Below are 21,701 nucleotides of genomic sequence, written 5' to 3' on the forward strand. Positions count from 1 at the left end.
TGCTGCGCCCCGCTCGTGACGGGGCGCGCCGTTTTATTTAGTGAGGATGAAGCCCTTGAGCTTGGAGAACGCGGTCTCCAGCAACTCCTTCTGCTGCGCGTAGTGCTTGTCGTAGTAACCGACCGCAGGCGAAGCCGAAGCCGGACGGCCCGCGTACGCGAGGCGCTGACCCGATTCCAGGCTTTCGAAGATGTTGTGCTGGATCTGGAACCACGGACCCTGGTTCTGCGGCTCATCCTGCGCCCATACCAGCTCGGTGAAGTTCGGGAACTTCTTCAGTTCGGCCGCGAACGACTTGTGCGGGAACGGATACAGCTGCTCGACGCGGATGATGGCCACGTCGGAGGCGCCGCGCGTCTTGCGCTGCGCGACCAGGTCGTAATAGACCTTGCCCGAGCAGGCGATGACGCGCTTGACCTTCTTGCCGTCGATCTTCTCGTCCACTTCGCCGATCACGGTCTGGAACGCGCCCTTGGCGAGATCCGACAGCGGCGAGCCGGCGTCCTTGTTACGCAGCAGCGACTTCGGCGTCATGATGACGAGCGGCTTGCGGAACTGGCGCACCATCTGGCGGCGCAGCAGGTGGAAGATCTGCGACGCGGAGGTCGGCTGCACCACTTGCATGTTGTTGTCGGCGCACAGCTGCAGGAAGCGCTCGAGGCGTGCCGACGAGTGCTCCGGGCCCTGGCCTTCGTAACCGTGCGGCAGCATCATCACCAGGCCCGATGCGCGGCCCCACTTCACTTCGCCAGAGCTGATGAACTGGTCGATCACGACTTGCGCGCCGTTGGCGAAGTCGCCGAACTGCGCTTCCCAGATCGTCAGCGTGTTCGGTTCGGCGGTCGAATAGCCGTACTCGAATGCGAGTACCGCTTCTTCCGACAGCACCGAGTCGATGACGGTGAACGGCGCCTGGGTGTCGGACACGTTGCACAGCGGGACGTAGGTGCCCGCATCCCAGCGCTCGCGGTTCTGGTCGTGCAGCACGGCGTGGCGGTGCACGAAGGTGCCGCGGCCGGCGTCCTGGCCGGTCAGGCGCACGGCGTAGCCGGACGACACCAGCGAGGCGTAGGCCAGGTGCTCGCCCATGCCCCAGTCCAGGTTCATGTCGCCTCGGCCCATCGAGGCGCGGTCGGCCAGCACTTTTTCAACCAGCGAGTGGGCCTTGAACTGCTCCGGCACCACGGTGATGCGCGAAGCGAGGCGCTTCAGTTCCGTCATCGGCACGGCGGTGTCGGCGCTGTCGGTCCACTTCTTGTTCAGGAACGGCAGCCAGTCGACCGCGTACTTGTTCTTGAAGTTGGAGATGACCGGATCGACGGTGTGCTTGCCGGCGTCCATCGCGTCGCGGAACGTAGAGACCATCTTGTCGCCGCCATCGGCCGGAATCACGCCCTGGGCGATCAGCTTGTCCGCGTACAGCTTGCGGGTGCCTGGATGCTGGCCGATTTTCTTGTACATCAGCGGCTGGGTCAGCGCAGGCGTGTCCTGCTCGTTGTGGCCCAGTTTGCGGTAGCTGATGATGTCGAGGACGATGTCCTTCTGGAACTGCATGCGGTAGTCGAGCGCGATCTGGGTCGCCAGCACGACCGCTTCCGGATCGTCGCTATTGATGTGCAGGACCGGCGCTTCGATCATCTTCACGACGTCCGAGCAGTACAGGGTCGAGCGCGCGTCGCGCGGGTCCGACGTGGTGAAGCCGATCTGGTTGTTGATCACGATGTGCACCGTGCCGCCCGTGCCGTAGCCGCGGGTCTGCGCGAGGTTCAGCGTTTCCATGACCACGCCCTGGCCGGCGAATGCGGCGTCGCCGTGCACCAGGATCGGCAGCACTTGCGCGCCGTCCTTGTCGCCGCGGCGGTCCATGCGCGCCTTGACCGAGCCTTCGACGACCGGGTTGACGATCTCGAGGTGCGACGGGTTGAACGCCAGCGACAGGTGGACCGGGCCGCCCGCGGTAGCGATGTCGCTCGAGAAGCCCTGGTGGTACTTGACGTCGCCCGACGGCAGTTCGTCGCCGTGCTTGCCTTCGAATTCTTCGAACAGGTCGGCCGGGGACTTGCCCAGGGTGTTGACCAGCACGTTCAGGCGGCCGCGGTGGGCCATGCCGATGACGATCTCCTGCACGCCTTTTTCGCCGGCGCGCTGGATGGTCTCGTCGATCGAGGCGATGAACGACTCCGAGCCTTCGAGCGAGAAGCGCTTCTGGCCGACGTAGCGGGTGTGGAGGTAGCGCTCCAGGCCTTCGGCGGCCGTCAGGCGGTCGAGGATGTGGATTTTTTTCTCGGCCGGGAACGAAGGGGTCGAGCGGATCGATTCGAGCTTCTCTTGCAACCAGCGCTTTTCGGCCGGGTCGCTGATGTACATGAATTCGGCGCCGATCGAGCGGCAGTAGGTATCGCGCAGGAAGTTGATCAGGTCGCGCAGCGACGCCGTCTCCTGGCCGAAGTAGGTATTGCTGATGTTGAACTGGGTGTCCATGTCAGCATCGGTGAAGCCGTAGAACGCCGGTTCCAGTTCAGGAATCGTCGGGCGCTCCTGGCGCTGCAGCGGGTCCAGGTTGGCCCACTGCGAACCGAGGTTGCGGTAGGTGGCGATCAGCTGGGTGACGGAGACGTTCTTGCGTCCCATGTCGGCGTCGGCGGCGGCGTGCACCACGCGGATCGGGCCCTGCTTCGCGCGCTCGGCAAACGAGGCGATCACGGATGCATGGACGACGTCGGGTTTATTGGATCCATCGACCGCAGGCACGTTCTGCATGGAGTCGAAGTAGGCACGCCAATTGTCTGGCACCGAGCCAGGATTGTCGAGATAGGCCTCGTATAACTCTTCTACGTATGGCGCATTGCCACCGAACAGATACGAGTTCGCTGTCTGTTGTTGCATCATCTTGCTCACCTTTCGTTCGCGCTTCGCGAAATTGGCGGGTTAATCTAACCTTCCGCGACACGGCCTGACCGGTTAGCGGATCGCACATCAAGTTGTGGGGGAAGGACTGTAAAGCTTCGGACTAAGCTGACTGCTCATCAGAATATAGCACGCGTTATTATAAAGCAGCAGCCGATTGCGTGAAAAAGAATGACCGGTTCTGCCGCGAAAAAATGCTGCGGACGCCACGCTGTTGCCATTACACTCATGTTTTTCATGGTCGGAGAATTAACATTTTGCGCATTTCGATCGGTCACCGGCTGTTTGCCTCCGTGCTGCTGGCGATGCTCGCCGTGGCCGCCGCCGGCATCGCGCTGATGCGGCAGAACGTCACGGCCAGCTTCGGCGAGTACGCGCTGAACATCGAGCTGGACCGGCTCGGGGAATTGTCGGGGGCGCTGGCCAGGCAGTACAGCGATCGCGGGGGCTGGGACTTCCTGCCGCCATCGGCCGACGAACGGCGGCTGTGGATAGCGCGCGAACTGGAGCGCCTGGACCAGCGGCGCTTCGACGTGGCACCGCCGCCGATCAACACCGGGGTCAGGTCCGGCGGACCTGACCCCATCTCTCCGCCGGCGCCTCCAGTGCCTCCCGCGCCGCCGCTGCCCCCGCTGCCGCTATCGGCGCAATCCACGCCAGGCCTGCAAGACCGCATCACCCTCCTCGACGCCCGCGGCGCGTATCTGGCCGGCCGGCCGCTGGACTCGGGGCCGTCCGCGAAGCGCGCCATCGGCCCTTCATCTGCGCCCTTCGGGTTTCTGGCCGTGAGCCGGCCGCCGCGACCGAGCGACGCGCTGGCGCGGGCCTTCCTGCGCGAGTTGAGCGACAGCCTGGTCTGGATCGTCGGCGCCAGCATCGCGCTCAGCGCTGGCGCCGCGATGCTGCTGGCGGCGCACTTTCGCAAGCCGATCGGGCGGCTGGCCGGCGCGGCGCGCGAATTGGCCGACGGCCGCTTCGACGTGCGCCTGCCGGCCGACCGCAGCGACGAACTGGGCGAACTGGCGCACAGCTTCAACCAGCTGGCGCACAAACTGGAAGCGGCCGAACAATCGCGCCGCCAGTGGGTGGCCGACACGTCGCATGAATTGCGCACGCCGCTGTCGGTACTGCGCGCCCAGCTCGAAGCGATCCAGGACGGCGTGCGCGCGGGCGATCCGGCGACGGTGGCGTCGATGCTGCGCCAGGTCCTGTCGCTCAACAAGCTGATCGACGACCTGTACGCGCTGGCGCGCTCGGACGTGGGTACGCCCTACTACCAGCGCATGGAACTCGACCTGTGGCCGCTGGCGCTGGAGCAGGCGACGGCATTCGAGGACAAGCTGGCCGGCGCCGGCCTGCGCTTTGCCGCTGGGGCGCCGCCCGCCGCCAGCACGGCGCTGGCCGATCCGGAGTCGATGCGTCAGGTGTTAGCCAACCTGTTCGAGAACTGCGTGCGCTACACCGCGCGTGGCGGCACGGTATCGCTGCATGCGCGCACCGACGGTTCGGCAATCCATGTGACGCTGGACGACAGCGCCCCCGGCGTGCCGGAGGACGCGCTGGCGCGGCTGGGCGAACGCTTCTACCGGGTCGATGCATCGCGCAGCCGCGACAAGGGCGGCGCGGGACTTGGACTGGCGCTGTGCCGGCGCATCGTCGAGGACCAGGGCGGCACGCTGGCGTTCGCGCACTCGCCGCTGGGCGGCCTGCGGGTCGAACTGACGCTGCCGATGGTGAAGCCGTGAGCGCGCGCCTGTTCATCGTCGAGGACGAGCCGGAACTGGCGGCGCTGGTCGCCGATTATGCGCGCGCGGCGGGCTACGAACCCGTGCTGTTTGCCGACGGCGCAACGGCGCTGGCGGCGATCCGCGCCGGCGCACCGGACCTGGTCGTGCTCGACCTGATGCTCCCTGGCCTCGACGGCCTGTCGGTGTGCCGCGAGGTGCGCGCGTTTTCCGACGTTCCGATCGTGATGGTGACGGCGCGGGTGGAGGAAATCGACCGCTTGCTCGGGCTCGATGCGGGCGCCGACGATTATCTGTGCAAGCCGTTCAGCCCGCGCGAGCTGATGGCGCGCATCAAGGCGATCCTGCGGCGCGCCGGCGCGAGGGACAGGACGATCGAGGTCGACGAACAGGGACTGCGCATCCTGGTGCATCGCCGGCCGCTGGAGCTGACGCAGACCGAGTTCCAGATTCTGGCGGCGATGGCGCGCCGGCCGGGCCAGGTGTTTTCGCGCGCGCAGCTGCTCGACCTGGCGCGCGAGGACAGCCTCGACGTCACCGACCGCGCGGTCGACAGCCATATCAAGAACCTGCGGCGCAAGCTGGGCACCGCGCTGCCCGGTGTCGAGGCGATTCATTCGATCTACGGGCTGGGGTATCGGCTGGACTTATAGATTGGCGTCGTACCTGCGCAGGCAGGTACCCATACTGAGCGCGCAGAACTCTACAGCCTTTTCAGCATGGGTTCCTGCCTTCGCAGGAACGACGACGTGCGGCTCCACAATCTCTCCACAATCGGGCGGCACACTGCTGTCATACCAAGCCCAAGGAGACATCATGAAAGTCATCGCCCTGCTGCTACTCGCAGCGCTCAGCACCGCGGCCGGCGCAGCCACGCCCGGCGTCTATCATTACACCTGCACGGATAAAGGCGGCAAATGCCCACCTCCGCCGGTCCCGCCGGTGCCGCCGGTGCCGCCAGCACCGCCGGCCGCGCCGACATTGCCGGAAATCCCAGCCCAGGCGCATGCGGCCTGCGTCGGCAAGAATGCAGGCACATCGATCACGTATGTCATTTCAAAAGACGAAGTCATGACCGGCACCTGCGAAAGCGAAGGCGGCAAGATGCTGTTCATCCTGCGCTCGTATTCCAGGGCGGGATAGAGAGAAATGGGGTCCGGTCGCGGGACGAGACCCCGAACGTCAGAAGACCTTGCCGACGCCGATCAGCAGCACGTCCGAATCGCGATGGTAGTCGGTGATCACGCGGCTCCAGCTCAATTGCCCGCGCCAGTCGGGGGTGAACCGGTAGCGCATGCCGATCGTGGCGATCGGCACCAGGTGCGTTTTCGAAGGCTCGATCGCGCTGTCGCGGTTGATCCGGTCGCGCATCAGGTAGCCGCCGCCGCCCAGTTCCAGCACGGTGCGGTCGGTGAACGGCCGCAGCAGCCATAGCTGCGCAGCGGCGCCCCGGCGTTCGATCAGGCCGATGTGTCCCTCGTTCAGCGCGGTGACGCTCCACTCCATGTTCTGCGTGACCGTGTCGCGGTATTCGATGCCGTAGGCAGCCGCGCGCTCGGACTCGAAACTGTTGACGATGGCCTGGCCGCCCTGCACCATCAGCAGCCGGTCGCCCTTCCTCTCGGTCTTTTCACGCTCGCGTTCAGGAACGTTTTTCAGTTCGTAGCCGACGCCGATCAGGAGGCTGTTCGAATCGCCCTCGCCATGCGTCTTGGTGTGGTTCAGGCGCATCTCGATGTAGCCGCGCTTTTCGAGGTGCCACTTGGCGCTCAGGCTCGACAGCGTGCCCCAGCCGTGCAGGTTGCGGTAGTCGCTGGCCGCCCCGAAGCCGGTGGTGGTGTCGAAATAATAGTAGGGACCGAAGCCGACGGCGAACGAGGCGCCGTTCTCCGGCACCGGCGTATGCAGCCAGAACTGCGCGCCGAGGCCGTCGCGGTGATGCTTGCTCGGATGGCCTTCGTTGAGGTATTCCGCGCTGACCGAGGTCACTTCGTTCAGGCGCTGGGCGTACCCCAGTTCCACCCCGAACGAGCGTTCGTGCACCTTGTTGTTGTTGAGTCCGCCTGCAAGCAGGGAGGTGTCCTGGGCCGCGGCCGCGCCGCTGGCGAGCGCCAGTAAAATGACTAAGTTTTTCTTATGCATGGGGTAAATCCTTTCCTGGTCGCCATCATGCCGTTTCCCGCGATATTCGGTCGCACGGATCAGATCGTTTCACCCCTGGCCGACAGCAGCGCCGCCCAGGCCGGAATCGCATCGCGCCAGAACCCGTCCAGCGAGCCGGCTGGCGCGAGCGCCAGGCCAAGGCCGCGCGCCGCGTCCATCAAGGCCGCGACGGCGCCGGCTTCGTCGTGCGCCGTCACCGCGGCCGCGCCGGTCTGCTTCGACAGCTTCTCGCCCTGTTCGTTGCGCAGCACCGGCACGTGCAGGTAGCGCGGCGTCGGCACGCCGAGCAGGCGCTGCAGATAGATCTGGCGCGGCGTCGAGTCGAGCAGGTCGGCGCCGCGCACGATGTCGGTGACGCCCTGCTCCGCATCGTCTACCACGACCGCCAGCTGATAGGCCCAGAAGCCATCGGCGCGCTTGAGCACGAAATCGCCCGCGTCAAGCGCGAGGTGGTGTTCCACCCTGCCGGCGAAGCGGTCGACAAACGAGACGGTGTCGTCGCCCGGCTCCGGCACGCGCAAGCGCAGGCTGCGCGTGGTCTTGCCGGCGCCGAGGCCGAGGCGGCAGGTGCCGGGATAGATCGCCGAACCGTCGGGCGCCGTGCCCAGGCGCGAATCGGCGATCTCGCGCCGGTTGCAGCCGCACGGGTACGCGTGCTCCCACAAGCTGTCGAAGGCGGCCTGGTAGAGCGCGCCGCGCCGGCTTTGCCAGACCACGTCGCCATCCCAGTGCATGCCGAGCCGCCGCAGCAAATCGAGCATGCCGTCGGCGGCGCCGGGCACGCTGCGGCCCTCATCGACATCCTCGATGCGCACCAGCCATGCGCCGCCGTGGACGCGCGCGTCGAGGTAGCTGGCCAGCGCCGCCACCAGCGAGCCGGCGTGCAGCGGGCCGGTCGGCGACGGCGCGAAACGGCCGATATAGCGTGTTGACTGCATCCTATTTGGCGGGGCCCTTCGCCTCGAATTCCTTGATCGTCTTCGTGACCGATTTCGACACGTCGTTCGGCACCGCCATCGACAGCTGGTAGTGTTCGATCTCGAAACCGGTCGGGGTGCGGTGAATCACGCCAGTGGCCTGGCACACGCCCATCGACGTGTCGAGCAGTTCGTCGAACCAGACGATGTGCTTGTCGGGCGTGCTGTAGACGTTTCGCCGGATCGGCTTCATCGCCCATCCCTTTTTCCGGTCGAAGTACGGCTTCGCATACGCCTTGAACTCTTCCCTGTTCCACAGTTCGGTCTTGTCGGTGCCGATGTACACGCCGTCCTTGGCGATCTTGTCAAAGTAAGCCATGCGCGAATTGGCCGCGTCGTCGTGCCAGCCGTCGACGAAGGCGTTGACCTGCTTGGTCAGGGCGGCATCGGCGGTTTCCGCGACGGCGGCGAAGCTGGAGAGGAAGAGGCAGAAAGCGAGGATCAGGCGTTTCATATCGGCTCCGGAAAAGTTGGTGCAGCCGTCGGCGACGGTGCATGGGAGCAGATTGTACACCTCGCAATGTTGGCGGAAGTCATCCAGATTTTTTGGCAAGGTTGATACAAAGGCAGTTTCTTGCGGTAAAGTTCGCGGGAGGCCGCACCATCCCAGCGGCGGCCCGCCAGAGGATCGAAGCATGCAAGCGACAGTACCAGCGGCGCCGCCACCGGCGACAGAGGGAGCCCGCCATCGTCATTCGCGAGGACTGGGCGGCGCCCCCTGTCGCCGCGCCGGTCGCGGCGCCGGCCGCAGCGAAAATACCGCTGACTGATCCGGTCATCAAACAGGCCGTCAGCGCGACGCTTGCCGAAGTGCCCGACCGGGACAGCGCGCCCGCCAACCGCCAGGCTGCCCTGCTCGCGCCGGTATTCAGCGACGACCGTCAAAATGAGGAATTCTCGCGGCAATTCGCCGACGCCAAAATTCCCTACTGCCTGGGAAATGGCGGGCTCAAGTTCCAGCCGCCAAAGATCGGACCGATCGCATTCGGCGGACTGCTGGCGATTCCGTTCGTGGTGGTGGCGAAGGTGCGCGGCAAGTGCAAATGATTTTTCGTTCAGGCCTCCACGCGTTAGTGCGCGCTTTCATCCGCACCAATGACGATGCGGACTACGGGCCCAACCGGGTTTCTTCGAGAGCCTTGCGACGCTTGCTGGTTCGCGCGAGCGACCAGATGGCGACCCCACCGCCAACGAAACAACCAATTACTGTCAAAGCAATCACAAACGTTTGCACCTCACACCTTCCTTCCAGCTGCACTGTCCAAGTCTTTGAATACAGAGTAGTTTAGCAAGAACGAGATACAAGCCAAAATCATCACGCAGTATTTCAGCGGCAACTTCTCGACGACCATTGCCCCAACCAGATCAACCGAATACAGCACGCTGTAGAGCGCAACAAAAAATACCGCAACGCCGTTCTGCGCAGTTTTCCAGGACGGGTCGTCGGTCGAGAAATGGTCTAGCTCATTGATTGCCGAGATGTGCAACACCAAACCAAAAGCAACAAAATCGGACGCCGCAATCGCGTCAAGTGTGCCACGCCGCGTGACCAGCCAGGCAAACGCTCTTGACGCAATGGGGATAAGACCAACCAACACGGTGTACACGAGCCACCTGGTCCGTTTTTTGTGCATTGTCGGCCTCTAGGGATAAGTGCGATCGATCCTGGCGGAGAACTATCGAACAGCGATGCAGCATCGTCAACAGCCCACGTCAAGACCTGCTCACTCTTCGTGGTGCGGCGACTAAATTGAGATCACAAATCGTGATTTCAAACGCTGAATCTCTGGGGAGCCAGATCAAAACAAAAAAAAGCGAGCCGAAGCTCGCTTTTTCATTGATACCGCGGACTGATTAACGCTTGTCCATCGGCGGCACATCGCGCTTGGTCGCGCCGATGAACAGCTGGCGCGGACGGCCGATCTTCTGCTCAGGATCGGCGATCATCTCGTTCCACTGGGCGATCCAGCCGACGGTGCGCGCCATCGCGAAGATACCGGTGAACAGCGACACTGGAATGCCCAGCGCCGACTGCACGATACCCGAGTAGAAGTCGACGTTCGGGTACAGCTTGCGCGACACGAAGTACTCGTCTTCCAGCGCGATCTTTTCCAGCGCCATGGCCAGCTTGAACAGCGGGTCGTCGTGCAGGCCCAGCTCGTCGAGCACCTCGTGGCAGGTCTCGCGCATCAACTTGGCGCGCGGGTCGAAGTTCTTGTAGACGCGGTGACCGAAGCCCATCAGCTTCACGCCCGAGTTCTTGTCCTTGACCTTCTCGATGAAGGCCGGGATGTTCTCGACGCTGCCGATTTCCTTGAGCATGTTCAGCGCAGCTTCGTTGGCGCCGCCGTGCGCAGGGCCCCACAGGCAGGCGATGCCCGCTGCGATACAGGCGAACGGGTTGGCGCCCGACGAGCCGGCCAGGCGGACGGTCGAGGTCGAGGCGTTCTGCTCGTGGTCCGCGTGCAGGATCAGGATGCGGTCGAGCGCGCGCACCAGCACGTCGTTGACGACGTACTCTTCGCACGGATTACCGAACATCATGCGCATGAAGTTGGCGCTGTACGACAGGTCGTTGCGCGGGTACATGAACGGCTGGCCCATCGAGTACTTGTACGACATCGCGACCAGGGTCGGCATCTTGGCGATCAGGCGGATCGCCGACACTTCGCGGTGGTGCGGGTCGTTGATGTCGAGCGAGTCGTGATAGAACGAGGCCAGCGCGCCGACCGTGCCCACCAGCACCGACATCGGGTGCGCGTCGCGGCGGAAGCCGCGGAAGAAGAATTGCATCTGCTCGTGCACCATGGTGTGCTTGGTGACGGTCTCGTCGAACTTCTTGCTCTGCGCGGCGTTCGGCAGTTCGCCGTTCAGCAGCAGGTAGCAGGTGTCGAGGAAGTCGCAGTGCTCGGCCAGCTGCTCGATCGGGTAGCCGCGGTACTGCAGCTCGCCCTTGTCGCCGTCGATGTAGGTGATCGACGAGTTGCAGGCGGCGGTCGACATGAAGCCTGGGTCGTAGGTGAACTTGCCGGTCTGGGCGTACAGCTTGCGGATGTCGATGACGTCCGGGCCGACGGTGCCCTTGTAGATCGGCATGTCGATGGCGGCGCTGCCATCGGAGAACGACAGGGTGGCTTTGGTATCGGAGATATTCATGGCACTTCCTTCTTGGGTGCGGGACAACAAAATAAAAAAACGGACCGGGTTCCTACGCTTGCCGCAGCCGCGCGAGCAAGGCGCGCACCTGCGGCAGATCGACCTCGCCTTCGGGCTCGGCACGCGCGAGCAGCAGGTCCATCAGCGGTTGGTCCGCCAGGTCCAGCAGCCGCGTCAGCGCATCGACATCCTCGTCGCTCAGGTCGGCCTCATGCGCATCGAGGAAGCGCGTCAGGATCAGGTCGTTTTCGAGCAGCCCCCGGCGGCTGCGCCAGCGCAGGCGGGCGCGGTTGGCCGGGTCGGATTGATGCGTAGTCACACTAGAGTCCGTTGTTGGGTCAACATCATACTCCGCCTGCCCGCGAAAGGCAGTACGGTAGTATTACTGTACTTAAATGGCGCGACGCACCATCAGTTCCTTGATCTTGCCGATCGCCTTGTTCGGGTTCAACCCTTTCGGGCAAACGTCGACGCAATTCATGATCGAGTGGCAGCGGAACAGGCGGTACGGATCTTCCAGGTTGTCCAGGCGCGCGCCGGTCGCTTCGTCGCGCGAATCGGCGATGAAGCGGTAGGCTTGCAGCAGGCCAGCCGGGCCGACGAACTTGTCCGGGTTCCACCAGAACGACGGGCATGAGGTCGAGCAGCAGGCGCACAGGATGCACTCGTACAGGCCGTCGAGCTCTTCACGCTCGGTCGGCGACTGCAGGCGCTCTTTCTCAGGGCGGATCGAGTCGTTGATCAGGTACGGCTTGATCGAGTCGTACTGCTTGAAGAACTGGGTCATGTCGACGATCAGATCGCGGATCACCGGCAGGCCTGGCAGCGGACGCAGCACGATCGGCTGGGTCAGCTCGTTCAGGTTGGTGGTGCAGGCCAAGCCGTTCTTGCCGTTGATGTTCATCGCGTCCGAACCGCACACGCCTTCGCGGCACGAGCGGCGCAGCGACAGCGAGTCGTCAACGTCGGACTTGATGCGCTGGAGCGCGTCGAGCAGCATCTTGTCGTTGTCCTGCAGTTCGACGGTGACGTCCTGCATGTACGGCTTGGCGTCGCGGTCAGGATCGTAGCGGTAGATTTTCAGTTTTACGGTGCGTGTCATGTTCTGACCTTAGAAAGTACGTGGTTTCGGCTTGAAGGTGTCGACCGTCAGCGGCTTGGTGATGACAGGCTTGTACTCGAGGCGGTTGCCTTCCGAGTACCAAAGCGTGTGCTTCATCCAGACGTCGTCGTCGCGGGTCGGGTAGTCGCTGTGCGCGTGCGCGCCGCGCGATTCCTTGCGGGCGACGGCCGAGGTGATGGTCGCCTTGGCGGTCTCGATCAGGTTGTCCAGCTCGAGCGCTTCGACGCGCGCGGTGTTGAACACTTTCGACTTGTCCTTGAACGACACGTGCTTGCGGCGCTCGTCGAGCTTCATGATCTCGGCGTAGCCCTGCTCGAGCAGCGCGTCGGTGCGGAACACGCCGCAGTACTTCTGCATCGTGGCGCGGATCGCGTTGGCGACGTCCTGCACCTTCTCGGTGCCGTTCGAGTTCTCGAGGGCGTTGAGGCGGTTCATCGCGAAGTCGGCGGCGCCTTCCGGCAGCGGCTTGTTTTCCTTCTGCTTCAGGTTCGACGCGACGACGTGGTTGCCGGCCGCGCGGCCGAACACCACCAGGTCGAGCAGCGAGTTGGTGCCCAGGCGGTTGGCGCCGTGCACCGACACGCAGGCGCACTCGCCGATCGCGTACAGGCCGTTGACCACGGCGACCGGGTTGCCGTCTTTTGGTGCGACGACCTGGCCGTGGATGTTGGTCGGGATGCCGCCCATCTGGTAGTGAATCGTCGGCACGACAGGAATCGGTTCCTTGGTCGCGTCCACGTTGGCGAACTTGTGGCCGATTTCCAGGATCGACGGCAGGCGCTTGGCGATGGTGTCGGCGCCGATGTGGCGCAGGTCCAGCAGCACGTGGTCCTTGTTCGGACCGCAGCCACGGCCTTCCTTGATTTCCTGGTCCATCGAACGCGACACGAAGTCGCGCGGCGCCAGGTCTTTCAGGGTCGGCGCGTAGCGCTCCATGAAGCGCTCGCCGTTACTGTTGATCAGGATGCCGCCTTCGCCGCGCACGCCTTCGGTGATCAGCACGCCCGCGCCGGACACGCCGGTCGGGTGGAACTGCCAGAACTCCATGTCCTGCAGCGGCAGGCCGGCGCGTGCCGCCATGCCCATGCCGTCGCCGGTGTTGATGAACGCGTTGGTCGATGCGGCGAAGATGCGCCCTGCACCGCCGGTGGCCATGATGGTGGTCTTCGCTTCGAGGATCATGCACTCGCCCGTTTCCATCTCGAGCGCGACCACGCCGACCACGTCGCCGTCGGCGTCGCGGATCAGGTCGAGCGCCATCCACTCGACGAAGAAGTGGGTGCGTGCGCGGACGTTGCGCTGGTACAGCGTGTGCAGCAGCGCGTGGCCGGTGCGGTCGGCAGCGGCGCAGGCGCGCTGCACCGGCTTCTCGCCGAAGTTGGCGGTGTGGCCGCCGAACGGACGCTGGTAGATGGTGCCGTCAGGGTTGCGGTCGAACGGCATGCCGAAGTGTTCGAGCTCGTAGACGACCTTCGGCGCTTCGCGGCACATGAATTCGATCGCGTCCTGGTCGCCGAGGTAGTCGCCGCCCTTGACGGTGTCGAACATGTGCCAGTACCAGTCGTCCTCGCTCATGTTGCCCAGCGAGGCGCCGATGCCGCCCTGCGCCGCGACGGTGTGCGAACGGGTCGGGAATACTTTCGACAGCACGGCGACATTCAGGCCGGCTTCGGCCAGCTGCAGCGAGGCGCGCATGCCCGAGCCGCCGGCGCCGATGATGACCGCATCGAAGCGGCGGGTAGGGATTGCAGTTTTAGTAGCTGCCACGATTACACGCTCCAGAGAATTTGTACTGCCCATGCGGCGCAGACGACCAGCCACACGATGGTGAGGATTTGCAGGGTCAGGCGCAGGCCGACCGATTTCACGTAGTCCATCCAGATGTCGCGCACGCCGACCCAGGCGTGGTAGAACAGCGCCGCGAAGGTGACCAGCGAGAACAGCTTGAACCACTGGTGCGCGAACAGGCCGGCCCAGCCTTCATAGGTGAAGTTGTGGCCGGACAGGAAGGAGAACAGCAAGGTGAAAGTGTAGAGCGCCATGACGATGGCGGTGATGCGCTGCGCCAGCCAGTCCTTCAGGCCGTAGTGGGCGCCGACGACCAGGCGTTTTGGGCCGATGTTGTTATTGTTAGCCATCTCAGAAGACTCCGAACAGTTTGAGGGCGGTGACGAAAGTGAGGAACAGGCTGGCCGCCAGCACGGTGGCCGCGCTCTTGCGAGCCGAGTCCTTGTCCAGGCCCATGTGCAGGTCCATGAACAGGTGGCGCAGGCCGGCGCAGAAGTGCTGGAAGTAAGCCCAGCACAGTGCCAGGATCACCAGCTTGACGAGGGGGTGCTGCGCGATGCCGGCGAAGTACTTGAAGGTGTCTTCCGAGAGCAGGCTCATCTGGAAGAGGTAGAGGATGACCGGCAGGGCCACGAACATTGCGAACCCGCTGATGCGGTGCAGGATCGATACGACGCCGGCCAGCGGCAAGCGGTAGTTGCTCAACTCGGTAACGTGGATGTTACGGAATTGCGGCCGCTGTTTTTTTGGACCTTCGCGCACGGCTTCGGACATGAAACACCTCCCTTAAACTGACAGACAAAAAAGAAAACCCGCTATTTTCGACGATTTATTGCATCGCAACAATATCTAAATCGCCGAACCTGAAAATTTTTCGGTAAACCCACTCATTTTAATCCCATCGGCCTCTCGCTGCTGACCTGCCAGAATGTCGTACCTGCGAAGGCAGGTACCTATACTGACTCAGCTCCCCTACTCACTTTCGCTCAGCATGGGTACCTGCCTTCGCAGGTACGACGCGCCTGAATATCGGACCGATATTTACGACAATTCGTTCTGGTAATGATGGTGCGCGGTCAGATAAAGCCCGCGGCGCAGTTCGACCGCCTTGTCGCCGTACGTGAACGACACCCGCTCGGCGCACAGCAGCGGCGTGCCCTCGCCCACCCCGAGCAGCGCGGCCGCGTCAGGCTCGGCGCCGACCGCGCGGATCTTCTCCGTGGCGCGGATCATGCGCGTGCCGAACTCGGACTCGAACAGGCCGTACATCGGCCCCTTGTACTGGTCGAGGCGCTCGGCCGTCAGCCCCTTGAAGATGGCGCCAGGCAGCCACAGCTCTTCGAGGATGGTCGGCGCGCCGTCGAACGACATCAGGCGCTTGATGAAAATGACGGCGTCGCCCGCCTTCAGATCGAGCAGGCCCGCCACTTCGGGCGGCGCGCGCAGGCGCCTGACCTCGAGGATGCGGTTGTCGGGATGGTGCGGCACGCCTTCGTCGGGCACCAGCTTGAGGAAGCGGAAGTGGGCGCGCTCTTCATGGTGGGTCGACACGAACGTGCCCTTGCCCTGCCTGCGCATCACCAGGTTCTCGGCCGCCAGCTCATCGATCGCCTTGCGCACCGTGCCCTGGCTGACCTTGAAGCGGGCCGCCAGTTCGACTTCGCTGGGAATCAGTTCGCCCGGCTTCCACTCGCCCGATTGCAGGCTTTGCGTGAGCAGCGCCTTGATCTGCTGGTACAGCGGGCTGAAAGTCGGCAGGTTGCCGGATCCGCCGCCCTGCGCGCCAGCCCCGCTGGGCGTGCTCGCATCGTCGGTCGGCTGGGACGGGAGTGAATTCATAGACCGCGATTTCACCACAATTGGGCTTTCCAGTCCAGCAATAACCCGAAAAATTAGCTGTCTTATATAAGACATATGATATAAATTGACAGATGACTCTGCCGAGCCTACACTCGCGGTCGATCCGGCTTGTGCACGCGCCGACCGCGGCCCCGCCGACGGTTGCTCGATGTGCAGTTTTGGTATGATTGCAGTTTTTCCCGGCCGACGCTCGGGAACAAGCGTATCCTCGGCTTCGACCGTTTTTCTTTCCCACTTTGGAGATTCTCATGGCTAAAACCCCAATGCGCGTTGCCGTTACCGGCGCCGCCGGCCAGATCGGCTATTCCCTGCTGTTCCGCATCGCTAACGGCGACATGCTGGGCAAAGACCAGCCGGTCATCCTGCAACTGCTGGAAATCCCCGACGAGAAAGCCCAGAAAGCGCTCAAAGGCGTGATGATGGAAATCGACGACTGCGCATTCCCGCTGCTGGCCGGCATGACCGCGCACAGCGACCCGATGACCGCGTTCAAGGACGCCGATTTCGCCCTGCTGGTTGGCGCGCGTCCACGCGGCCCAGGCATGGAGCGCAAGGACCTGCTCGAAGCGAACGCCCAGATCTTCACCGTGCAGGGCAAGGCGCTCGACGCCGTCGCCTCGCGCAACGTCAAGGTGCTGGTGGTCGGCAACCCGGCCAACACCAACGCCTACATCGCCATGAAATCGGCGCCGTCGCTGCCGGCCAAGAACTTCACCGCCATGCTGCGCCTGGACCACAACCGCGCCCTGTCGCAAGTGGCCGCCAAGACCGGCAAGCCAGTCGCCTCGATCGAGAAGCTGGCCGTGTGGGGCAACCACTCGCCGACGATGTACGCCGACTACCGCTTCGCCACCATCGATGGCAAGTCGGTCAAGGACATGATCAACGACGACGCCTGGAACCGCGACACCTTCCTGCCAACCGTCGGCAAGCGCGGCGCGGCGATCATCGAAGCGCGCGGCCTGTCGTCGGCGGCGTCGGCTGCCAACGCGGCGATCGACCACATGCACGACTGGCACTTGGGCACCGGCGGCAAGTGGACCACCATGGGCATCCCGTCGGACGGCTCGTACGGCATCCCGAAGGACACCATGTTCGGCTTCCCGGTCACGGTTGAAAACGGCGAGTACAAGATCGTCCAGGGCCTGGCCATCGACGAGTTCTCGCAAGAGCGCATCAACCTCACGCTCAAGGAACTGACCGAAGAGCGCGAAGGCGTCGCCCACCTGCTGGCCTAAGCAGAACGCGGCGCGCCACGTGGAGCCATCCAGCCCACCAGTTCGCCGCAAGCCCCGTGCCGCCCCGAGCGGCACGGGCGCTGTCGCACCTCAAACATCCCGCATGCATCCTTCCGAAGTCCTCTTTCAAGGCAAGCGCCAGCCGCTGCTGCTGCCCGCCTGCGACCATTACGCCGGCTCCGAAAAGCTGATGCGCAAGTCGATGGCGCTGCAGCAGGAGCTCGGGCCGCTGTTCGACATCACCTTCGACTGCGAAGACGGCGCCGCCGCCGGCTTTGAAAAGGAGCATGCCCAGCTGGTTGCCGCGCTGATCAACGATGAAGGCAACCGCTTCAACCGCATCGGCGCGCGCGTGCACGATCCGCGCAGCACCCATTTCGCCGCCGACGTCGCGGCCATCGTCGGCGCCTGCGCCAACAAGCTCGCGTACTTGGTAATCCCGAAGGTCGAAAGCCTGTCGGACGTCACCCGCGTGATCGAATTCGTCAACCGCTACGCCGCGCCCGCGGGCCGCGCCAGCCTGCCGATCCACGTGCTGATCGAAACCCACGGCGCCCTGCGCGACGCCTGGGATATCGCCGCCCTGCCGCAGGTCGAATGCCTGTCGTTCGGGATCATGGATTTCGTCTCGGCCCACTACGGCGCCATTCCCGGCAGCGCGATGCGCACCCCGGGCCAGTTCACCCACCCGCTGGTGGTGCGCGCCAAACTGGAGGTCGTCGCGGCATGCCACGCCCACGGCAAGGTGCCGTCGCATAATGTGACCACCGAAATCAAGGACAGCGCGGTGGTCGCCAATGACGCCACCCGCGCCGCCGGCGAGTTCGGCTTCACGCGCATGTGGAGCATTCACCCCGACCAGATCAAGCCGATCATCAAGGCCTTCACGCCGCGCCTGTCGGAAGTGAACGAGGCCGCGAACATCCTCACCGAGGCGATCAACGCCAACTGGGGCCCGATTTCCCAGCACGGCCGGCTGCACGACCGGGCCAGCTATCGCTATTTCTGGACCGTCCTGCAGCGCGCCAAGCTGGCCGGCCTGGCGCTGCCCGATAACGCGGCGGCGCTCGTCAACTACGCAACACAACCGGAAGCCACTTAATGTCCAATACTTTCAAGCAGTCCCTGATCGCCGCAAGCCTTGCGCTGGCCGCCGCCAGCCTGTGCGCCGCGCCCGCCTTCGCCGCGGCGCAAAAGAAGCCGGCCAAGGCCGCCAAGACCGTCAAGGCCAAGGCCGCGCAGGAAGAAGCGATCCCGGACGGACCGGACGCCGATATCACCGACACCACCACCACCGAGTACAGCTGCGAACTCGGTAACAAGGTCACGATCTACCATAACGACAACGACGATTCGCACATCGCGCTGCGCTGGAAGAAGCGCATCCACCGGCTGGAAAAAGTCGGCACGACCACCGGCGCGCAGCGTTACGAGAACACCACGTTCGGCCTGCTGTGGATCGGCATCCCGTCGAAGGGCATGCTGCTCGACGCCAAACTGAACCGCCAGCTGGCCAACGAATGCAAGGACGCCGATCAGTCGCGTCCCGATTTCGTGCCGGCCGCGCGGGTCGCGAAGACCGTCTCGACCAAGGTGAAGGAAGTCGTCGAGCCGATCGTGCCGCCGCTGCCGGCCGCGGCTGCCGCGGCTGCCGCGGCACCTGCCGCTGCAACTGCTCCTGCCGCTGCAACTGCTCCTGCCGCTGCAGCTGCTCCTGCCGCCGCGACTGTTCCTGCAGCTGCTCCTGCCGCTGCAGCTGCTCCTGCCGCTGCAACTGCACCTGCCGCTGCAACTGCTCCCGCCGCTGCAACTGCTCCTGCCGCCGCGACTGCTCCTGCAGCCGCAACTGCTCCTGCCGCAGCCGTGGTCGAACCAGCCGTGGCGCCGCAACCGGCGCCGCAGCCGCAGCCGGCGCCGGCCCCTGCCCCGGCCGCAGCCGAACCAAAAGCCACACCGATTTAATCGAACAACAAAACACCACTGAAGGAGAGGTCATGTCCCGCAACACTCTGAACACGCTCAAGGAATTCAAACTATCGGCTGGCAAGAAAGGCCAGTTCTACTCGCTGCCCGCGCTGGAAAAAAGCCTTGGCGTGAACATCTCGCGCCTGCCGGTGTCGATCCGCATCGTGCTCGAATCGGTGCTGCGCAACTGCGACGGCAAGAAGGTCACTGAAGAACACGTGCGCCAGCTGGCCAGCTGGGCGCCGGCCGGCGAGCGCACCGAAGAGATTCCGTTCGTGGTCGCGCGCGTTGTGCTGCAGGACTTCACCGGCGTTCCGCTGCTGGCCGACCTGGCCGCGATGCGCAACGTCGCCCACAAGATGGGCATGAACCCGAAGAACATCGAGCCGCTGGTGCCGGTCGACCTGGTGGTCGACCACTCGGTCACGATCGACCATTTCCGCGAAAAGGGCGCGCTGGACCTGAACATGAAGCTGGAATTCTCGCGCAACAACGAGCGCTACCAGTTCATGAAATGGGGCATGCAGGCCTTCGACACCTTCGGCGTCGTGCCTCCTGGCTTCGGCATCGTCCACCAGGTCAACCTGGAATATCTGGCGCGCGGCGTGCACAAGTCCGGCGACAACACCTACTACCCTGACACCCTGGTCGGCACCGACTCGCACACCACCATGATCAACGGTATCGGCGTGGTCGGCTGGGGCGTGGGCGGCATCGAAGCCGAAGCCGGCATGCTGGGCCAGCCGGTCTATTTCCTGACCCCGGACGTGATCGGCGTGAACCTGACCGGCGCGCTTCGCGAAGGCTGCACCGCGACCGACCTGGTCCTGACCATCACCGAACTGCTGCGCAAAGAGAAAGTCGTCGGCAAGTTCGTCGAGTTCTTCGGCGAAGGCACCGAGTCACTGTCGCTGACCGACCGCGCCACCATCGCCAACATGGCGCCTGAATACGGCGCGACGATGGGCTTCTTCCCTGTGGACGACGCCACCGTCGAATACTTCGAAGGCACCGGCCGCACCGCCGACGAAATCACCGCGTTCCAGAACTACTACAAGGCGCAGGGCATGTACGGCATCCCGAAGGCCGGCGAGATCGACTACACCCGCGTCGTCACGCTCGACCTGGCAACCGTCACCCCGTCGCTGGCAGGCCCGAAGCGTCCTCAGGACCGTATCGAACTGGGCAACGTCAAGGCCAACTTCGCCGACCTGTTCTCCAAGCCGACCACCGAAAACGGTTTCAACAAGCTGGCCGACGACCTGACCAACGTCTACACCACCAGCAATGGCGTGCACGTGAAGAACGGCGACGTGCTGATCGCCGCGATCACCTCGTGCACCAACACCTCGAACCCGAGCGTGATGCTGGCCGCCGGCCTGCTGGCCAAGAAGGCCGTCGAAGCGGGCCTGACCGTCGCGCCGCACATCAAGACCTCGCTGGCTCCCGGCTCGCGCGTCGTCACCGAGTACCTGACCGCCGCCGGCCTGCTGCCGTACATGGAAAAGCTGGGCTTCGGTGTGACCGCCTACGGCTGCACCACCTGCATCGGCAACGCCGGCGACCTGACGCCTGAAATGAACCAGACCATCACCGACAACGACATCGTCGCGTCGGCGGTCCTGTCGGGCAACCGCAACTTCGAAGCGCGGATCCATCCGAACATCCGCTCGAACTTCCTCGCTTCGCCACCGCTGGTCGTCGCCTACGCAATCGCCGGCAACATGACGATCGACCTGATGACTCAGCCGGTCGGCAAGAACGCCGATGGCCGCGACGTCTACCTGGGCGACATCTGGCCGACCTCGCAGGAAGTGGCCGCGATGATGAAGTTCGCGATGAACGCATCGACCTTCAAGGCCAACTACTCCGACGTCAAGAACGCGCCGGGCAAGCTGTGGGAGAAAGTCACGACCGTGTCCGGCCAGGTCTACAACTGGCCCGAGTCCACCTACATCGCCGAGCCGCCGTTCTTCGCCGACTTCGATATGACCCCGAAAGCCGCCGCCACCGGCATCACCGGCGCGCGCGCGCTGGGCGTGTTCGGCGACTCGATCACCACCGACCACATCTCCCCGGCCGGCTCGATCCAGGAAAACGGCCCAGCGGGCAAATGGCTCAAGGCCAACGGCGTGATGAAGGCCGACTTCAACTCGTACGGCTCGCGCCGCGGCAACCACGAGATCATGATGCGCGGTACGTTTGCCAACGTGCGCATCAAGAACCGCATGATCCCGGCCAAGGCCGACGGCTCCGCGGTCGAAGGCGGCATCACGATCCACCAGCCGAGCGGCGAACAGATGTCGATCTACGACGCGGCGATGAAGTACATCGACGACGGCGTGCCGACGATGGTGTTCGGCGGCGAAGAGTACGGCACCGGCTCGTCGCGCGACTGGGCGGCCAAGGGCACCCAGCTGCTGGGCGTGAAGGCAGTGATCACCCGTTCGTTCGAGCGCATCCACCGTTCCAACCTGGTCGGCATGGGCGTGCTGCCGCTGCAGTTCATCGGCGACGACAGCGTGCAGACGCTGGGCATCACCGGCAACGAGACGTTCGACCTGAAGGGCCTGGAAGGCGAGATCAAGCCGCAGCAACTGGCGACGCTGGTGATCCACCGCGCCAACGGCGAGACCACCGAAGCGAAGGTGCTGCTGCGTATCGACACCCCGATCGAAGTGGACTACTACAAGCATGGCGGCATTCTGCCGTTCGTCCTGCGCCAGCTGCTGGCCGCGTAAGCAAGCCGCGTCGCACATGAAAAACGCCGGATTCGTCC

General features: G+C 64.2%; 20 protein-coding genes. 8 read left to right on the top strand and 12 right to left on the bottom strand.

The genetic code is table 11. From position 1 onward, the window contains the following. Positions 1–33 precede the first annotated feature (33 nt). A complete protein-coding gene (locus tag Q4S45_RS12810) occupies positions 34–2,889 on the bottom strand; it encodes a 2-oxoglutarate dehydrogenase E1 component (protein WP_305504729.1) in 2,856 nt (951 codons plus the stop codon). Positions 2,890–3,164: 275 nt separating this feature from the next. On the opposite strand from Q4S45_RS12810, the gene Q4S45_RS12815 reads away from it, so the two are divergent. The 3 genes from Q4S45_RS12815 (at position 3,165) to Q4S45_RS12825 (ending at position 5,795) form a co-directional block, all read left to right on the top strand. Next, positions 3,165–4,652 (top strand): ATP-binding protein, encoded by a 1,488-nt coding sequence (locus Q4S45_RS12815; RefSeq protein ID WP_305504731.1) that lies wholly within the window; start codon positions 3,165–3,167, stop codon positions 4,650–4,652. After that, on the top strand, positions 4,649–5,305 hold the full coding sequence (locus tag Q4S45_RS12820; protein ID WP_305504733.1) for a response regulator: 657 nt from the start codon (positions 4,649–4,651) through the stop codon (positions 5,303–5,305). Before Q4S45_RS12815 ends, Q4S45_RS12820 begins: the two co-directional genes overlap by 4 nt. 163 nt (positions 5,306–5,468) lie before the next feature. Next, the gene (locus tag Q4S45_RS12825; RefSeq protein ID WP_305504736.1) at positions 5,469–5,795 is read left to right on the top strand and encodes a hypothetical protein; all 327 of its coding nucleotides are present in this window, start codon (positions 5,469–5,471) and stop codon (positions 5,793–5,795) included. Positions 5,796–5,834: 39 nt separating this feature from the next. Here Q4S45_RS12825 and Q4S45_RS12830 read toward each other — a convergent pair whose 3' ends face one another. Genes Q4S45_RS12830 through Q4S45_RS12840 form a run of 3 tightly spaced genes read right to left on the bottom strand, consistent with a single transcriptional unit; the run spans position 5,835 to position 8,246 of the window. Beyond that, positions 5,835–6,794 carry a hypothetical protein gene (locus tag Q4S45_RS12830; RefSeq protein ID WP_305504738.1) on the bottom strand — a complete coding sequence of 320 codons (960 nt, stop codon included), beginning with the start codon at positions 6,792–6,794 and terminating at the stop codon, positions 5,835–5,837. Positions 6,795–6,853: 59 nt separating this feature from the next. After that, positions 6,854–7,753 (bottom strand): tRNA glutamyl-Q(34) synthetase GluQRS, encoded by a 900-nt coding sequence (gene gluQRS, locus Q4S45_RS12835; RefSeq protein WP_305504741.1) that lies wholly within the window; start codon positions 7,751–7,753, stop codon positions 6,854–6,856. A 1-nt stretch (position 7,754) separates the two neighbouring features. Beyond that, complete coding sequence (locus Q4S45_RS12840) at positions 7,755–8,246, bottom strand: nuclear transport factor 2 family protein (protein WP_305504743.1); 492 nt, start codon at positions 8,244–8,246, stop codon at positions 7,755–7,757. A 92-nt stretch (positions 8,247–8,338) separates the two neighbouring features. On the opposite strand from Q4S45_RS12840, the gene Q4S45_RS12845 reads away from it, so the two are divergent. Beyond that, a complete protein-coding gene (locus Q4S45_RS12845) occupies positions 8,339–8,839 on the top strand; it encodes a hypothetical protein (protein ID WP_305504745.1) in 501 nt (166 codons plus the stop codon). Positions 8,840–9,027: 188 nt separating this feature from the next. Here the strand turns inward: Q4S45_RS12845 and Q4S45_RS12850 are convergent, their stop codons facing one another. The 8 genes from Q4S45_RS12850 to Q4S45_RS12885 form a co-directional block, all read right to left on the bottom strand. Then, positions 9,028–9,399 (bottom strand): hypothetical protein, encoded by a 372-nt coding sequence (locus Q4S45_RS12850; RefSeq protein WP_305504747.1) that lies wholly within the window; start codon positions 9,397–9,399, stop codon positions 9,028–9,030. Between the two features lie 247 nt (positions 9,400–9,646). Continuing rightward, positions 9,647–10,948, bottom strand: a complete 1,302-nt coding sequence (gltA, locus tag Q4S45_RS12855) for a citrate synthase (RefSeq protein WP_305504749.1) — start codon at positions 10,946–10,948, stop codon at positions 9,647–9,649. Between the two features lie 52 nt (positions 10,949–11,000). After that, positions 11,001–11,267: a succinate dehydrogenase assembly factor 2 gene (locus Q4S45_RS12860; protein ID WP_305504751.1), complete on the bottom strand. Its 267-nt coding sequence runs from the start codon at positions 11,265–11,267 to the stop codon at positions 11,001–11,003. A 72-nt stretch (positions 11,268–11,339) separates the two neighbouring features. Then, the gene (locus Q4S45_RS12865; RefSeq protein WP_305504753.1) at positions 11,340–12,050 is read right to left on the bottom strand and encodes a succinate dehydrogenase iron-sulfur subunit; all 711 of its coding nucleotides are present in this window, start codon (positions 12,048–12,050) and stop codon (positions 11,340–11,342) included. Positions 12,051–12,059: 9 nt separating this feature from the next. Further along, the gene (gene sdhA / locus Q4S45_RS12870) at positions 12,060–13,838 is read right to left on the bottom strand and encodes a succinate dehydrogenase flavoprotein subunit (RefSeq protein WP_305504755.1); all 1,779 of its coding nucleotides are present in this window, start codon (positions 13,836–13,838) and stop codon (positions 12,060–12,062) included. Positions 13,839–13,840: 2 nt separating this feature from the next. Continuing rightward, the gene (sdhD, locus tag Q4S45_RS12875) at positions 13,841–14,209 is read right to left on the bottom strand and encodes a succinate dehydrogenase, hydrophobic membrane anchor protein (protein WP_305504757.1); all 369 of its coding nucleotides are present in this window, start codon (positions 14,207–14,209) and stop codon (positions 13,841–13,843) included. A 1-nt stretch (position 14,210) separates the two neighbouring features. After that, complete coding sequence (sdhC, locus tag Q4S45_RS12880) at positions 14,211–14,633, bottom strand: succinate dehydrogenase, cytochrome b556 subunit (protein WP_305504759.1); 423 nt, start codon at positions 14,631–14,633, stop codon at positions 14,211–14,213. A 267-nt stretch (positions 14,634–14,900) separates the two neighbouring features. Next, the gene (locus Q4S45_RS12885; protein WP_305504761.1) at positions 14,901–15,698 is read right to left on the bottom strand and encodes a GntR family transcriptional regulator; all 798 of its coding nucleotides are present in this window, start codon (positions 15,696–15,698) and stop codon (positions 14,901–14,903) included. Positions 15,699–15,967: 269 nt separating this feature from the next. Between Q4S45_RS12885 and Q4S45_RS12890 the strand changes: the two genes are divergently transcribed. The 4 genes from Q4S45_RS12890 (at position 15,968) to acnA (ending at position 21,663) form a co-directional block, all read left to right on the top strand. Further along, entirely contained in the window at positions 15,968–16,957 is a 990-nt protein-coding gene (locus Q4S45_RS12890; RefSeq protein ID WP_305504762.1) for a malate dehydrogenase, read from the top strand. Between the two features lie 103 nt (positions 16,958–17,060). Then, a complete protein-coding gene (locus Q4S45_RS12895; RefSeq protein WP_305504764.1) occupies positions 17,061–18,059 on the top strand; it encodes a CoA ester lyase in 999 nt (332 codons plus the stop codon). Next, positions 18,059–18,919, top strand: coding sequence for a hypothetical protein (locus Q4S45_RS23185; RefSeq protein WP_308633149.1), 861 nt, complete (start codon positions 18,059–18,061; stop codon positions 18,917–18,919). The genes Q4S45_RS12895 and Q4S45_RS23185 overlap by 1 nt, the downstream gene beginning before the upstream one ends. A 32-nt stretch (positions 18,920–18,951) precedes the next feature. Then, entirely contained in the window at positions 18,952–21,663 is a 2,712-nt protein-coding gene (gene acnA / locus Q4S45_RS12905) for an aconitate hydratase AcnA (RefSeq protein WP_305504766.1), read from the top strand. The last annotated feature ends 38 nt before the right edge of the window (positions 21,664–21,701 follow it).

This window comes from Massilia sp. R2A-15 (assembly GCF_030704305.1).
Lineage (GTDB): Bacteria > Pseudomonadota > Gammaproteobacteria > Burkholderiales > Burkholderiaceae_D > JAFCUW01.

What these genes read in the sequence shown, in the direction of transcription:
- gltA (WP_305504749.1), bottom strand. Translation starts at nt 10,948, where the DNA reads ATGAATATCTCCGATACCAAAGCCACCCTGTCGTTCTCCGATGGCAGC.
- Q4S45_RS12810 (WP_305504729.1), bottom strand. Translation starts at nt 2,889, where the DNA reads ATGATGCAACAACAGACAGCGAACTCGTATCTGTTCGGTGGCAATGCG.
- Q4S45_RS12895 (WP_305504764.1), top strand. Translation starts at nt 17,061, where the DNA reads ATGCATCCTTCCGAAGTCCTCTTTCAAGGCAAGCGCCAGCCGCTGCTG.
- gluQRS (WP_305504741.1), bottom strand. Translation starts at nt 7,753, where the DNA reads ATGCAGTCAACACGCTATATCGGCCGTTTCGCGCCGTCGCCGACCGGC.
- Q4S45_RS12885 (WP_305504761.1), bottom strand. Translation starts at nt 15,698, where the DNA reads ATGAATTCACTCCCGTCCCAGCCGACCGACGATGCGAGCACGCCCAGC.
- Q4S45_RS12825 (WP_305504736.1), top strand. Translation starts at nt 5,469, where the DNA reads ATGAAAGTCATCGCCCTGCTGCTACTCGCAGCGCTCAGCACCGCGGCC.
- sdhC (WP_305504759.1), bottom strand. Translation starts at nt 14,633, where the DNA reads ATGTCCGAAGCCGTGCGCGAAGGTCCAAAAAAACAGCGGCCGCAATTC.
- Q4S45_RS12840 (WP_305504743.1), bottom strand. Translation starts at nt 8,246, where the DNA reads ATGAAACGCCTGATCCTCGCTTTCTGCCTCTTCCTCTCCAGCTTCGCC.
- Q4S45_RS12890 (WP_305504762.1), top strand. Translation starts at nt 15,968, where the DNA reads ATGGCTAAAACCCCAATGCGCGTTGCCGTTACCGGCGCCGCCGGCCAG.
- Q4S45_RS12830 (WP_305504738.1), bottom strand. Translation starts at nt 6,794, where the DNA reads ATGCATAAGAAAAACTTAGTCATTTTACTGGCGCTCGCCAGCGGCGCG.
- sdhD (WP_305504757.1), bottom strand. Translation starts at nt 14,209, where the DNA reads ATGGCTAACAATAACAACATCGGCCCAAAACGCCTGGTCGTCGGCGCC.
- acnA (WP_305504766.1), top strand. Translation starts at nt 18,952, where the DNA reads ATGTCCCGCAACACTCTGAACACGCTCAAGGAATTCAAACTATCGGCT.
- Q4S45_RS23185 (WP_308633149.1), top strand. Translation starts at nt 18,059, where the DNA reads ATGTCCAATACTTTCAAGCAGTCCCTGATCGCCGCAAGCCTTGCGCTG.
- Q4S45_RS12865 (WP_305504753.1), bottom strand. Translation starts at nt 12,050, where the DNA reads ATGACACGCACCGTAAAACTGAAAATCTACCGCTACGATCCTGACCGC.